General features: G+C 67.3%; 12 protein-coding genes. 3 read left to right on the top strand and 9 right to left on the bottom strand.

Annotated elements, in window-relative coordinates:
• Positions 1-6 precede the first annotated feature (6 nt).
• Together ACOQPE_RS02300 and ACOQPE_RS02295 are read right to left on the bottom strand one after the other, a co-directional pair.
• Positions 7-1,182, bottom strand: coding sequence for an acyl-CoA dehydrogenase family protein (locus ACOQPE_RS02300; RefSeq protein WP_420610309.1), 1,176 nt, complete (start codon positions 1,180-1,182; stop codon positions 7-9).
• A complete protein-coding gene (locus tag ACOQPE_RS02295; protein WP_420610308.1) occupies positions 1,179-2,309 on the bottom strand; it encodes an Ldh family oxidoreductase in 1,131 nt (376 codons plus the stop codon). The genes ACOQPE_RS02300 and ACOQPE_RS02295 overlap by 4 nt, the downstream gene beginning before the upstream one ends.
• 85 nt (positions 2,310-2,394) lie before the next feature.
• Between ACOQPE_RS02295 and ACOQPE_RS02290 the strand changes: the two genes are divergently transcribed.
• Positions 2,395-2,613, top strand: a complete 219-nt coding sequence (locus ACOQPE_RS02290) for a hypothetical protein (RefSeq protein ID WP_420610307.1) — start codon at positions 2,395-2,397, stop codon at positions 2,611-2,613.
• A gap of 90 nt (positions 2,614-2,703) precedes the next feature.
• Here the strand turns inward: ACOQPE_RS02290 and ACOQPE_RS02285 are convergent, their stop codons facing one another.
• The 3 genes from ACOQPE_RS02285 to ACOQPE_RS02275 all read right to left on the bottom strand — a co-directional run bounded on the left by ACOQPE_RS02285 (position 2,704) and on the right by ACOQPE_RS02275 (position 7,100).
• Positions 2,704-6,447, bottom strand: a complete 3,744-nt coding sequence (locus tag ACOQPE_RS02285; RefSeq protein WP_420610306.1) for an AAA domain-containing protein — start codon at positions 6,445-6,447, stop codon at positions 2,704-2,706.
• A 138-nt stretch (positions 6,448-6,585) separates the two neighbouring features.
• Positions 6,586-6,801, bottom strand: a complete 216-nt coding sequence (locus tag ACOQPE_RS02280; protein ID WP_420610305.1) for a type II toxin-antitoxin system HicA family toxin — start codon at positions 6,799-6,801, stop codon at positions 6,586-6,588.
• A complete protein-coding gene (locus tag ACOQPE_RS02275; protein ID WP_420610304.1) occupies positions 6,798-7,100 on the bottom strand; it encodes a type II toxin-antitoxin system HicB family antitoxin in 303 nt (100 codons plus the stop codon). The genes ACOQPE_RS02280 and ACOQPE_RS02275 overlap by 4 nt, the downstream gene beginning before the upstream one ends.
• A 209-nt stretch (positions 7,101-7,309) precedes the next feature.
• On the opposite strand from ACOQPE_RS02275, the gene ACOQPE_RS02270 reads away from it, so the two are divergent.
• Positions 7,310-8,614: an ATP-binding protein gene (locus tag ACOQPE_RS02270; RefSeq protein WP_420610303.1), complete on the top strand. Its 1,305-nt coding sequence runs from the start codon at positions 7,310-7,312 to the stop codon at positions 8,612-8,614.
• On the opposite strand, the gene ACOQPE_RS02265 is transcribed toward ACOQPE_RS02270, so the two are convergent.
• The 4 genes from ACOQPE_RS02265 to ACOQPE_RS02250 all read right to left on the bottom strand — a co-directional run bounded on the left by ACOQPE_RS02265 (position 8,544) and on the right by ACOQPE_RS02250 (position 10,965).
• The gene (locus tag ACOQPE_RS02265; RefSeq protein WP_420610302.1) at positions 8,544-9,287 is read right to left on the bottom strand and encodes an HNH endonuclease signature motif containing protein; all 744 of its coding nucleotides are present in this window, start codon (positions 9,285-9,287) and stop codon (positions 8,544-8,546) included. The two genes, ACOQPE_RS02270 and ACOQPE_RS02265, sit on opposite strands and share 71 nt — an antisense overlap.
• A 126-nt stretch (positions 9,288-9,413) precedes the next feature.
• The gene (locus ACOQPE_RS02260; protein WP_420610301.1) at positions 9,414-9,605 is read right to left on the bottom strand and encodes a hypothetical protein; all 192 of its coding nucleotides are present in this window, start codon (positions 9,603-9,605) and stop codon (positions 9,414-9,416) included.
• Complete coding sequence (locus ACOQPE_RS02255) at positions 9,602-9,808, bottom strand: CopG family transcriptional regulator (RefSeq protein ID WP_420610300.1); 207 nt, start codon at positions 9,806-9,808, stop codon at positions 9,602-9,604. The genes ACOQPE_RS02260 and ACOQPE_RS02255 overlap by 4 nt, the downstream gene beginning before the upstream one ends.
• Before the next feature lie 92 nt (positions 9,809-9,900).
• Positions 9,901-10,965 (bottom strand): isocitrate/isopropylmalate dehydrogenase family protein, encoded by a 1,065-nt coding sequence (locus tag ACOQPE_RS02250; protein WP_420610299.1) that lies wholly within the window; start codon positions 10,963-10,965, stop codon positions 9,901-9,903.
• 1,558 nt (positions 10,966-12,523) lie between these two features.
• Between ACOQPE_RS02250 and ACOQPE_RS02245 the strand changes: the two genes are divergently transcribed.
• On the top strand, positions 12,524-12,703 hold the full coding sequence (locus ACOQPE_RS02245) for a hypothetical protein (RefSeq protein WP_420610298.1): 180 nt from the start codon (positions 12,524-12,526) through the stop codon (positions 12,701-12,703).
• The last annotated feature ends 652 nt before the right edge of the window (positions 12,704-13,355 follow it).

Below are 13,355 nucleotides of genomic sequence, written 5' to 3'. Positions count from 1 at the left end.
GACGTTCTACAGGCCGGAGGTGTCGGCGTCGGGGTCGAAGAAGGTGCGGCCGGCCAATTCCATCACCGGCATCGCGACCATGAAGTGAGCCGAGGCCGTCTGGGCGTCGCGCAGGTGACGCTGCAATGGCGATGCTTCGAACACCGCCGTGCCGCCGACGGCCGAGTTCATCGAGCTGATCACTCGCAGGCTGGTCTGCATTGCATGGGTGGTTGCTGTGCGCAGGTCACGGCGCAGTTCCAAATCGGACAAGCCGTGCTGCGCGCGCTCCCACGCGGCATCGATGCACGTGTACAGCAGCGTCCGAGCCGCCCGCACCTCAGTGTCTGCCACCGCTACTGCGGAGTGCAGTGCGGGCCGCTCACCCAGGGTGCGACGCGACCCTTGGGGCACCTTCGACCTGGCGACGTCAATCACTTCGTCCACGCTCGCCCGGGCCATCCCCAGCGCGATCGCGCCGATGGGCAGCGCCAGCAGGCCGAACAGCGGCATGCGGTACAGCGGCTCGGCGGCGTACGACGACTTCAGGATCGAGCGCTCGTATGCGATGCGCGATGCAGGCAGCCAGACATTGTGAGCCTCGAACGTGCTCGAACCCGAACCGCGCAGCCCGCTGGTGTACCAGTCGTCGTGCAGCTCGATGTCGTCGGGCCGGAAGAACGCCCGGCCGAGCGCCGGCTGGGGGCCGTCGCCACCGCGATCAGCTGCATTGCCATCGATGATCTGCACGCCTGCGGAGATCCACGCCGCGTTGTGCGAACCCGAGGCCCATGCCCAGCGCCCGCTCACCATGTACCCGTCGGCGCCGTCAGGCCCGGGTGCAGCCGTGGCTGTCCCCGAGTGTGCGAAAACGCCGGCCGTGATGACATCGGGGTTCTCCAGCAACTCTGCGAGCTGGGCCGGCTCGAGCGCGGCGAACATGATTTGCGAGGTTGCGCCGATGAACGTGCACCACGCTGCCGAGGCGTTGCCCCTGGCCAGCACTTCGCCGATCTCAGCGACCACCGCCGGTGGAAGCCCCAACCCGCCCAGCTCGGGCGGCACCAGCGTCCGGTAGAAGCCGTCGGCCGCCAGCGCCTCGGCCAGATCCTGCGGCAGCTGCCGCAACGAGTCGATCTCGACGCTGCGCTCCCGCAGCGTCGGAATCCACTCTGCCGCCAGCGCCAGCATCTTGTCGCTCATCTCGACGTCACCGCCTCGCATTCGAACGGCACGCCCAGCTCGTCGCCGACACGGCCAAGCGATCTGACGACCGACGCGGGGTAGCTGACAGTGCCAGCCGCAGTCCGCCGGTCCATCTCAAGTTGTTCGAGCTCGCCCGGCAGGTACACGGTCTGGCCCGGCAGCACGTCCTCTTCGCCGGCCGCGCGGATCTGGGCGACCATGTCCTCGATGTCGTCGTAGTAACCCTCACGGTCGCGGAACACGCCCGGATCCATCAGCAGGAAGAACTGCCCCCGCCGACCCACGGCCACATCGCCGGTGTGGGCCGAGCCGCCCAGAATCCCCGCGGCGATGTTCGAGGCCGTGATCATGCCGATGCCCTTGTAGCCGCCGATCGCCGGCACGATGCCGCGCATCGCCACGTCGGGATCGACTGTGGGGTTGCCGTCGCGGTCCAGGAATCCCCATTCCACCGGGATCTCCGAGCCCTCGGAGCGGGCCCGCAGCACCTTGCCGAGCGCGACGGGCGTGATGGCCATGTCGAGCACGATCGGCGGCTGGGCGCGGCGGGGGAACGTCCACACGATCGGGTTGTTGCCGAACAGCTTCCGGCGGCTGCCGAACGGTGCCAGGTTCGGCACCGACGTGGTGGTGCCGTAGCAGACAAAGCCGGCTTCTGCGGCCTGGTACGGGTAGTTCGCGCCGCAGCCCCAGTCGTTGGAATTGCGGATCACGCCAACCACCAGACCGCTCTCGCGGGCGGCCTCAATGAGCTGCTCCATGAACCGGGTGATCACCAGCTGCCCGAGCCCGTGATGACCGTCGGCGACCAGCACTGACGGCGTGCGGGTGACGATCTCGCACTGTGCAGTCGGATCGGTGGTGCCGTCGCGGAACCAGTTGACATACCAGCTCACCCGCTGGAAGCCGTGCGTGTCGACACCGCGCCGGTCCGACCAGAGCTGGTTGTCGACGACAGTCGCCGCGTCGTCGGCAGCCATGCCGGCCGCTACGTACGCCGCAATGCCCCATGGCCGAAGCTCGTCCAGGCGAAACGACACCGGCGCGCTGTCGTCGCCGTCTGCGGGCCGGTCGTCGGGAATTCCCCGAGGCAGCGTCCCGCCGCGTCCGCTTTGCTCGCTCATGTCGGCATCCTTTGCTCAATCTGAAGTGACCTGCCCCGTGCAGCGCCGCGCAACCTGTATCGACAGGTCTGCCAGCATGCGCCCGATGCAGTTCCGGTTAGTCCGTCAGCGACTCTCCGACGGCCTTGGCCGCTGCCGTGAGGGCCTCGACTATTCGCCTGCCGAGTCGCTTGAAACCCAACTCGGCGGCAAGTTCCGAGATCAGATCGGCTTGGGTACGAAGCAGCGTGTCCCGCTTGATCCAACGGGCAAGGGCCGCCAGTTCGACGTGCGTGTAGTCGCCGATGTTCCGCCTGCCCGGTGAGCCGACACGGGGGACGTTCGGCCTGGCACCGCGAGATGCGGGCGAGGTGACAGGCCGTACTGCCGACGAACTCGCCGATCGCTGTGGCTTTCACGGAGCGTCCGCAGCAGAAACCGCCTCGCGCCAAGCTTCTTCTGCCTTGTCGAGTTCGGCTTCGGAGTCGTTGAACCATGAGGTCGACCAGATGCGGTGAACGCTCCAGCCCTTGTCTTCAAGCACCTGCTGGCGGATGCGGTCTCGATCCCTGGCGGTCGCGCCGGAGTGGTAGCTGGCACCGTCGGCCTCAAGAAGGAGCACCATCAGGCCCGGCTTGTCGGGATGGGCGCATGCGAAGTCGACCCGGTAGCCGGCGACTGCGAATTGCGGCGCGGCGGGAATGCCGCGACGTTGCAGGCCGCGCTGTACCGAGAGTTCGAAAGGGTTGAGCGGTACATCATGTGCGGCCGATCCGAGCACCTCGCATCGGGAGTCGGCGTACTCCAGATACTGACGCAAGAGCTCTACACCCCGCGCCGACGAACGATCCGGTGCCATGTCGCGATGACTGAACGAAGAGACGAGTGCCAGACGTGAGCGGGCCCTAGTCACGGCGACGTTGAGACGCCGCTCGCCGCCTTCCTGATTCAAAGGACCGAACCGGTACTGCAGCCGCCCGTTGGCGTCCTTGTGGTAGCCGACGCTCAGCACGATGGCATCCCGTTCGTCGCCCTGAACCCGTTCGATGTTCTTCACGAAGAAGCGCTCCTCATTGGCTTCGGAGAAGAAGGCATCCAAGGACTGATCTTCGAGGTTTCGCATGAGCCGGCTGAGTTCGCCTTGTATGGCGTCGGCGTGGGCTTGACCGAACGCGATCACGCCGAGCGTCTCGTGCGGCGAGGTGCGTGCGTGTTCCAGCACGCGCTCTGCCACATAGCGGGCTTCGTCGGGATTGGAACGCGTGCCGTTCGCAGCGGCAAGCGCTCGGAACTCGACCTCATGGTGCGTCACTGGCGGCGTTGCGGCTGTGCCGGGGAACGTGGTCAGCGAGCCGCTGTAGATGTGCTTGTTCGAGAAGGCGATGAGGCGGTCGTCGCGGCTGCGGTAGTGCCACGTCAGCATGGCGTCGCGAAGGAAGACATCCGCGAGATCGAGCAGAGACTCCACGTCCCCCGTCGAGAAATCGGTGTCATCTTCGACGCCTTCATGTTCGTAGGACTCTCGTCCGAAGAACGTCGTGGGCGGCAGCTGACGGCTGTCGCCGGCGATGACGGCTTGACGGGCACGCGCGAGGCTGCTGATGGCCTCAGCCGGCGGGATCTGCGACGCCTCGTCGAAGATGACCACGTCGAAGAGACTCGATTGCATCGGGATCATCTCGGCGACGAGCACCGGTGACATCGTCCAGCATGGGCGCAGCGCGGTCAGTACATGCGGCGCGTCAGCAAGCAGACGGCGGATGCTGCGATGACGGCGCCGCTTCGCAGCTTCCTTGCGAAGGATGTCAGCCTCGCTCGGGTGTGCGTCCATTGCAGCGACGACATTCTGTGCGACCTCGCGCCGGAGGCGCATCGGATTGGCAGCGAGGTGATCCCGATCGAACTCGGCGAATTCGCTCAGCAAGCGAGTTGCGCGGTCGCTGTCGAAGTTCGAGATTCGAGGGTCGGCGAACTGGATCTCCTCGAGGACTTGGCTCAGCCAAGCGCGCTCGACCGCCTCCGCGGCCTTGCTCGGGGAACACTCATCGTCAAGCGAGGCGAGAACGTCTGTGACGCCGAATGCGTGCAGGTCTGATTCCAGTTCACGCAGCCGAGGCAGACGCTGGGCAGCGTGCGCGTCTGTGGCGAGCTCGCTGATGTCGGCCGACAGCTCTGCCCACGACCGAGACTCGGCAGAGGCCTGGTCGATCAACCCGGTCTCCGCGAGCTGGACCAGCGCCGACAGGGCTTCGGCTGCTGCTGCGAGCGCAGCATCGAGGTCAACGGGTGGTCGGGGCAGGCCATCGGCGCCGAGCTCGGACCACGTCGACTGATGACGCAGTGCCTGTTCCACAATCTCGGCTGCCTCGTCTGCCCCCAGGCGCTTGCTGTCGCCGTCGAGCAACGTGTCCTCGACAGTCCTGCGGCACTGCCGCAGCTTGCGCGAGAACGCCTGGGTGAGCTTCCACGATCCGCGGGCCCGTGCGAATTGGGCTTTCAGCGCAACCAGATCAAGGAGATACACGTCGGGGCTGCACCGTTCGAGCAGCGACCGAATCTCGCCGAAGAGACTCATGACGCTGGCCCGATCGGATGGTTCTCCCGACACGGCTATCCCGACGCTCTCGAGACACGAGCGGATCTCGCGGTCGGCAGTGGGGAGCAGAGTGTGTGCGGCGCTCCGCAGCGTCTCGAGCGCTGCCTGGGCTTCGGACGGCGATGTGACCGTGCTGTTGTGCCAGCGCGAGTGCTGTTTGGGGAACAAGGGGCCGCCGAGTTCGACCCACTCGGTTATTCGACTCTCGAGAGTGCGCCAGTCGTCGCGATCGATTCGCCGAGCGGCGTCGCCCTTCAGGCGCTGCTCTGAGCGGGCTGGCGGGTCATGCGTTAGCAGCCGTTCATAGATCTCCCGCACGCTGAGGCCCCACGGCTCGCGGGCTTCGTGGAGCGCCGCCGACATCGCGAGCAACTCGCCCCTTCGGGTCGCCAACTGGCCATGCAAGTCGGCATAGTCCTGAGCAGGGATTCTGCTGACGTTGTCGAGCGATGCTGCCAAGTTGGATGCGAAGTCGCGGCGAGACGTGACACCGCCGTGCAAGTCCATAATCAAGTCGCCCAGTGCGGCCTGATTCAGCCGCTTGGTGACAGCCTCGATGGCGGCTCGCTTCTCGGCGACGAAGAGCACTCGTTTGCCGCGGGCAGCGAGCGCTGCGATGAGGTTGGAGATGGTCTGCGACTTGCCGGTTCCGGGTGGTCCTTGGATGACCAGTGACTCGCCGCCGAGCACCTGATTGATGGCCCGATGCTGACTGGAGTCGGCGTCGAGGATCAGGAACTCCGATTCGAGAGGATCGGCATCAGGCTGGCTGGGACTCGGGTCGCACACCTGAGCGCTGAGCGCAGCACGAGCGTGTGCGACTCCTGCAATTGCCGCCACGAGATCGTTCTGTGCGAGCGCTTCGGTGTTCTGTTCGAGGTCGTGAACGAGCGGCATCGTCGAATACGAGAAGTTGCCGCACACGACCCGTGGCGTGATTGCGAATCCCGGGAGTTCGCTCCACGCACCGGCCAGCTGGTCGAACAGTTCATCGAAGGCTTCGAGCGAAGCGGGAGGATCTTCGGCAAGGTCAGCTTCTGTGTCGTCGGTGTCGATGCTGTGCTCGCTTCGCAAGATGTGTGCGAGCACCGGGTTCAGGTGCGCGTCGCCGGCTACGGAGACTTCGTAGTCGCGCGTTGCGGCTCCCGTCGGTGCCGTGTGCAGTGGCACGAGGATCACCGGCGCATTTGGTTCCGTGCCCTGATCGACATTCCACGTCGCGAGGCCGATTCCCGCGAAGCAGGTGCCGATGCCCTTCTCTTCCAGATTGGTCAGCGCCGTCTTGTGGATAGCGATCATGCGCCGTCGGGCATCATCCAATGGCGTCGCAGCGTCGGCCGCCGCCGTGAAGAATTCACTGAGGCGCGCCTTGCGACCGGCCAACAGCCGGTCCAATGCAGAAGCACTCAATCCTTCTTGCCCGCCTGGCGTGAGATCGAGCGTGCCCGTCTTCAGGTCTCGATAGTTGCGCAGTCGGTTGCGCCCGCTCGTGTCCAAGAGTTCGTGCCGCCACCCCTCTGCCGCCGTGCGCACGGCATCATGACGTTGGTCGTCGAGCGACATAGTCGCGGCATCGTACCCAAGCCCTGCGAGACCTCTCGCAGACTCGGCCGCGTCGACCGTCAAATGCCGACTCGCACCCGCGGGCCCCTTGAGGTTGGCTAGGCGACCGCCCAGAGGGCTGTCTGCGAGTGTCGGCAACTAGCGGCTCAGCCAGTCCGCGCGTGTGTAGCCGGCCTGTTTCAGAATCCGCAGCAACAAGCCCGATCCGATCTCGGATTGTGTCGGAAGGACGACATGCCGGGAACCACGAATCATGTGAGCATGATTGGCCTCGGACACGGGACCGTCCCAGCCGCGGTCACGCAGCCACCGGATGAGCTGGCGACGCGATGCGGGACCCAGATGCTGACTCACCGGGCGGCGACGACACGCATCCCGCAGAAAACGGGGACGGAGTGCCCAGCGTCGACCTCCATCACCACCCAATCCTCGAGTGTTTCCCTGAGCATCTGTCGCGACAGGTCGGGCGTCTCGCCAAACCCCCATGCTCCTCGGCACCCCGGAACTTCGGTCCACCATCCTTCGAAGTGCTCCGGATCGTCATCGCCGTATACCGGCTCGGTGGTCGATGAAGCGAGCGCGGCCGAAATCCAAGAATCCAGCGAGAGGCTGTCTGCTTTCACATCGGGAAGGTTCGAGGAAATCACTGACACTGTGGCCTCTCCTAGTCGCCATCCATGGTATTGCCGCGTGCTATTGAGGCCATGCACAGTTGGTGGTGTACGCGTCCGGCCTGCTCGGGCTGGCGCAGCATTGTCTGTTGTGGTGTTCTTGAGCCTCATGCAAATTGTTGATGAGAAGTCTGACAGATTGTTGATTAGCTGGCTGACAGATTGTCGATGAAGGGGTAGGCTCCGGCGGCGTGGAGGAGCATCGGCGGCACCTGAGCGCCAACCTCATCGATGCGCTGGATGCATCGCGGGCGGTAGTGCTTCACGGTCCGCGCCAGAGCGGCAAGACGACGCTGGCGCGGCGGATCGCGGCCGAACGCGGCGGCGACTACGTGTCGCTCGACGACGATGACGCTTTGGCGGCGGCGCTCGACGATCCTCACGCCTTCGCGGCTGCGTTCCGCCCACCCACCGTCATCGACGAGGTGCAGCGCGCAGGCGATCGACTGGTACGGGCAGTGAAGACGGCCGTCGACGACGGGTCCACCGCCACCGGGCGTTTCCTGCTGACCGGTTCGACAAACTTCTTGACAGTGCCGACGATCAGCGAGTCGCTCGCGGGTCGCGTGTCGATCTTGACGCTGTGGCCGTTCAGCCAAGCCGAGCTGCGGCAGGCGTCTGTGAGTTCCGCGGCCCACATCGGCGCAGAACATCCTGTCAACCCGGTCGAGCAGTGGCTGAGCGGCGAACTCACAGCAGCTCAGTCACCTCGCTCGCCGCTGAGCCGCGGCGACTACCTGGAGAAGGTCTGCGCAGGTGGCTTTCCCGAGGTGCAGCGGCTCAGCCCACGCGGGCGCCGCCGATGGTTCGGCAGCTACGTCGAGACAGTGGTGAGCCGGGACATCGCCGAACTCGGCGACATCCGCCGGGCCGCCATGTTGCCCCAGATGCTGCGACTGGCGGCCGCGCAGACTGCGTCGGAGCTCAACGTGTCGCGCTGGGCTGATCAGCTCGGCGCCGACCGGGCAACTGTCCAGTCGTACCTCGGCTGGCTGCGCACGGTCTTTCTGGTGCACGAACTGCCGTCCTGGCATCGCAACCGCACGTCTCGGGCGGTTCGGCGCCCGAAGCTCCACATCGCCGACAGCGGACTCGCCGCCGGACTGTTCGGACTCGATCACGATGCCCTGGCGGCTCTGAACCACCCGATGACCGGCTCGATCTTCGAGACGTTCGCCGTCAATGAGATCGTCCGGCTCTGCGCCGCTGGGGAGACGCCGGTCACCCTGCACCACTATCGCGACAACACCGGACACGAAGTCGATCTGGTCGCAGAACGATCCGATGGCGCAGTCGTGGCCATCGAGATCAAGGCAACGTCGTCGCCGAGGGCCGAAGACCTGCGTCACCTGGCCCGCTTCCGCGACCGTCTCGACGCCGTCGAGCCCGGCGCATTCCGCGCAGGTGTCCTGCTGCACGCCGGCGTCAACACACTTCCTCAGGGAGACCGTCTGCTGTCCGTCCCCCTCGACACACTTTGGCAACCCACGGGCTGAGGCAGAGCCCGCTCTCACCCTGATTGTTCATGAGAATTGGAGTGGCGGGGTTGGGCGCCGACTCCGCGTCGGGCGGCATGAGCCGGTAGCGGTTGTTGCGCTTGATGACCTGCCAGTTGTGGTCGAGGACCTTGTCGTGGCAGGACCAGCACACCAGCACGAGGTTGTCGATCTTGGTGGGACCGCCACAGAGCCAGGGGATGATGTGGTGCGCTTCGCAGTCGCCGGGCGGGGCGCCGCAGCCGATGCAGGCGCCGTCGCGGGCGATCAGGGCGCGGCGCTGGGCTGCGGTGGGCGCTCGTGCAGCGACTGCCTCGTAGAGGGGTGTGAGTTCTTTGCCGAACAGCACGACGGAGATGTCGGCGTTGCAGCAGAGCCGGTCGATGACGCTGGCGGGCACCGGGCCGGTGCCAGCGATCTCTCCGATGCCGTCGTGATCGTCGAGCAGGTCTGCGAGGTCGGCTCGCACGATGATCTGGGTCGTTTGGGCTCTGTGACTTGCAGAACCCGTGCTGTCGCCGGCCGCGTGCCCGCAGCCGGTCGTCTCGTTGCCCGCAGCGGTGCCACCTTGAGGGGGTTCGTCGGCGGCCGTGGGCGCGGAGCCAGAGTGAGTGAGGATGCCGTCGAGGGCCGCTTCCAGCGAGTCGAGCTCCTGCCGCACCTGAGAGAACATGCGTTCACGCTACCGAGCCCGTGTGACAAACGAACGTTTATATGCTGTACGGCGCATTGCATATTGTGTGACATCTGATCTCGTAATCGAGAACGAGTTTTCAATGACTTCCAGCGCCAACCCAAATCAGGGCGAGTGCGGTGCGACGACAAACGGCTCGCCGGTGAGTGAACGCAGCGCGCCGAAATACCGCCCTTCCAGCGTGAGGATGGTGTCGGTTCGGTAGCGGGCGGCGAGCCACGCTGTGACGTCGTCGTGCTCGTCTCCCGATTCGCTGCAGAACGCGATCAAGGCGCTGGTGTCGGCGATGACGCTCACTCGCCGAAGCCAGCGAGGAGATCATCGACCCCACGAGCCCACGCGCTGTCGCCCGCGATGATGCCAGCGCGTGGTGCCGGACGTGCCACAGCCTGTGCGATGGCCTGCCGGATGAACTCGGCCTCCGAGCAGAACCGGAGCCGGGCTTCGCGCTCGACGCCGGACTTGATCTCATCGGGCAGGCAGACGGTCGTCTTCCGCATGCCATATATGGTGCCAGCACCTCCTATCGTCGCCAGCACGAGTGCGAGATGGGAAAGCTGGAGCAGTGACGAGGGCAGTTGCAGATTGCCGATTAGTGGCTTGACAGATTGTCGATGACGGCGGTGGCGAAGCCTTCGGTGCTGCCGGTGCCGCCTTGGTCGGGGGTCAGGTGCCCGCCTGCTTCGTACACGGTCGCCAAGGCTCGGTCGAGGCGGTCAGCCGGAGCGCCCAGCCCCAGGTAGCGCAGCATCATCTCGGCCGATTCCAGCGTGGCGGTCGGGTTGATGATGCCTTGGCCGGCGATGTCGGGTGCCGTGCCGTGGGCCGATTCGAAGTACGCCCAGTCGTCGCCGTAGCAGCCCGACGGCGCCAGGCCCATGCCGCCGATCGTGCCGGCGCCCTGGTCGGACAGGATGTCGCCGTACAGGTTCGGCAGCAGCAGCACATCGAGTTCGTGGGGCCGCACCACCAGGCGGTGCGCCATGTCGTCGATGATGAACTGCTCGTATTCCAGGCCGGGGTACTCCTGGGCCACCTCCCGTGCGATGTCGCAGAACCAGCGATCGGTGGCGGGCAGCATGTTGGTCTTGGCCGAGACGGTCAGCTTGCCGCCTCGGCTCAAGGCCAGCTCGGCGGCGAAGCGGGTGACCTGTTCGGTGCCGAGCCGGGTGATGATCTTCGCCGCGAAGCGCCCGTTGGCGGCATCGGGCGGGACGCGAGAACGGCCCTCGGTCAGTCCCGCATCGAGCAGCCGTTGCGCCGGGCCCATGACGCCGACATACATGTCCTCGAGGTTCTCCCGGACGATCACGTAGTCGATCCCCTCGGGCCGGGCCAGCGGCGAGGCGTAACCCGGCCGCCACCGCACCGGTCGCACGTTGGCGTAGGTGCGCTTGCCCCAGCGCATGTGAAACGCCCCCGGCGTTGTGCCATTCGACGATCCGAAAAGCACCGTGTCGGCGGCATCGATGCGCTCGCCGACCAGCGCTTCCCGCTCGTCGGGCGTGAGCGCCGCGAGCTCGTCGCCCACCGGCACGTGGTCCCAGTCGATAGGCAGGTCCAGCGCATCCAGCACGCGCAGCGACGCAGCCATCGCTTCGGGCGCCGCGTCGTCGCCCGGAATCACGCACACCCGGTGCTGCCGCTGCTCGGTCATGCACGCCGACGCTACGCCGCAGCGGTGCCGACGATGTGCATCTCATCGGCGGGACCAGATGCCATAATGTGGGCCGATTGCACCTATCGGCCGCAATGGCGCGCCGAAAAGCGGAGCCAAGACGTTGGGGTGTTGGCATTCATGAGATACGACGGCGGACACATTCCGAACTCCGAACTGCGGGGGGGGGGGGGGGTCGGTGACGTGTCTGCGCAGACGCGTCTGGATCCTCGGCGGTGCGCTGGCGTTGCTCGCCGTCCTGTCAGGATGCGGCGACAGCGAGGAAACAACTGACACTGGGCTGCCCCCGGCCTCGTCGCTGGCCGACGAGGCTCCTGCGACTACGACAACTCCAGCCGCTGACACTGATGCAACGACGGCACCCCTGTCGGTGTCAGCCAGCCGGGCCGACACCGACAGGGGTGCCGCTCGCGACGACGGCCAAACTGACATGTCGGGTTCTGCCGAAGAGTCAGGGCCTTCGACCTCGCAGCAGGACGCTGACGCTTCCGACAGTGCCGGCGTGTCGGGCAGTGACGACGGCCAAACTGACATGTCGGGTTCTGCCGAAGAGTCAGGGCCTTCGACCTCGCAGCAGGACGCTGACGCTTCCGACAGTGCCGGCGTGTCGGGCAGTTCAGACTCATCTGTGGTGCCAGGACCGCCGGGTCCGCCGGGTCCCAAGGGCGAGGTCGGCCCGCCCGGTCCGCCCGGTCCGAACGGACTGACCGGCCCGCCTGGTTCGCGCGGCGCCCGCGGGCAGACCGGCGAGGCGGGACCGGCGGGCCCGCAGGGAGAGCAGGGCGTCATCGGCGCAGCAGGCCCGCCGGGTCCAGCGGGTTCAGACGACACAGGCCCTCCCGGCCCGCCGGGTCCTCGCGGCCCTCGCGGTTTCTCGGGGTCAGGGCCGCCCGGTCCCCCCGGTCCTCCTGGTTCGGGCGGCGGCGGAGGCGACGGCACCCAAGGACCTCCGGGTCCCCGGGGTGTGAAGGGCGACACCGGTCCGCAAGGTCCTCCTGGTCCGACCGGTCCTCCGGGTCCGCAGGGTTCGGGCAGCACCGGTCCGCCCGGTCCTCCGGGTCCGCAGGGTTCGGGCAGTTCCGGTCCTCCTGGTCCGGCCGGTCCTCCTGGTCCGACCGGTCCTCCGGGTACCGCTTCGACACAAGGTCCTCCTGGTCCGACCGGTCCTCCGGGTCCTCCGGGTCCGCAGGGTTCGGGCAGTTCCGGTCCTCCTGGTCCGACCGGTCCTCCGGGTCCTCCGGGTCCGCAGGGTTCGGGCAGTTCCGGTCCTCCTGGTCCGACCGGTCCTCCGGGTCCTCCGGGTGCCTCGACGGGCGGACCGCCCGGTCCGTCGGGTCCCAAGGGCGATACCGGTCCGACCGGTCCGCCCGGTCCGCCCGGTCTGCCCGGCCCAGGCGGCAGCCTCGGCGGTCCCGGTCCGCCCGGTCCGCCCGGTCCGACCGGCCCGCCTGGCTTGACTGGTCCACCCGGCCCCCCCGGCCCGCAGGGCACAAGTGACGGTACTGGTCAGAGCGACAGTTGGTCGGCGCCGCAATGGGTGAATCAGCGCCCTTCGGACGACGCGCTGGAAATCCACTTCGGCGAAGGTCCGCCGCCCTCGACGGGCAGCTTCGCTGAAGGCATGGTGTACATCTCCCGCCAAGGCACCGTGTGCAAGCTCTATGAGCACAGCGACGGGGCTTGGGTGCCGCGGGCATCGTTCGCATGCGCCGACTGAGGCTCGCCCGCCTGCGCCGGCGGCCTGTGGGGATGATCGCGTCGGCAGCAGTGCTGGCGCTGCTCGCAAGCGGAGTGTGGTTCTACGGCGCTGTCGGCATCGCGACAGCGCAGACTGGCCAAGATGACGCTGCAGGCCCGCCAGGCCCGCCAGGCCCGTCCGGCCCGCCGGGCGATCAGGGGCCAGAAGGCGATCGAGGCGACCCGGGCTATCCCGGGCCTGACGGCCCACGAGGGCCACGCGGCCTGCCAGGTGCTCCAGGAGCGTCCGGCTCGCCTGGTAACCCGGGCGAGCCCGGCACGCCCGGTCCGCCCGGCCCGGATGGCGTCGGCACGCCCGGTCCGCCTGGCCCCCCCGGTGCGCGAGGCCCGGATGGCTTCGGCGCGCCTGGTCCGCCCGGCCCGCCCGGCCCGTCCGGCACGGGCGGCGGTGCAGGCCCCCCCGGCCCGCGAGGTCCGCAGGGACAGGTGGGCGACGCCGGTCCAGCGGGTGCCCAGGCAGGTCCTCCCGGTCCGCCCGGCCCGGCCGGCAGCGGTGTGCCCGGTCCGCCTGGTCCTCCCGGTCCGTCCGGCAACGGCCCGCCTGGTCCTCCCGGTCCACAAGGTCCACCCGGCTCGCAGGGTTCCGGCGGCGTCGGCGCGCCCGGTCCGCC

The organism is Candidatus Poriferisodalis sp., from assembly GCF_965219595.1.
Classification (GTDB): Bacteria; Actinomycetota; Acidimicrobiia; order Acidimicrobiales; family Poriferisodalaceae; genus Poriferisodalis.
This window is presented reverse-complemented; position numbering and strand designations above follow the sequence as displayed.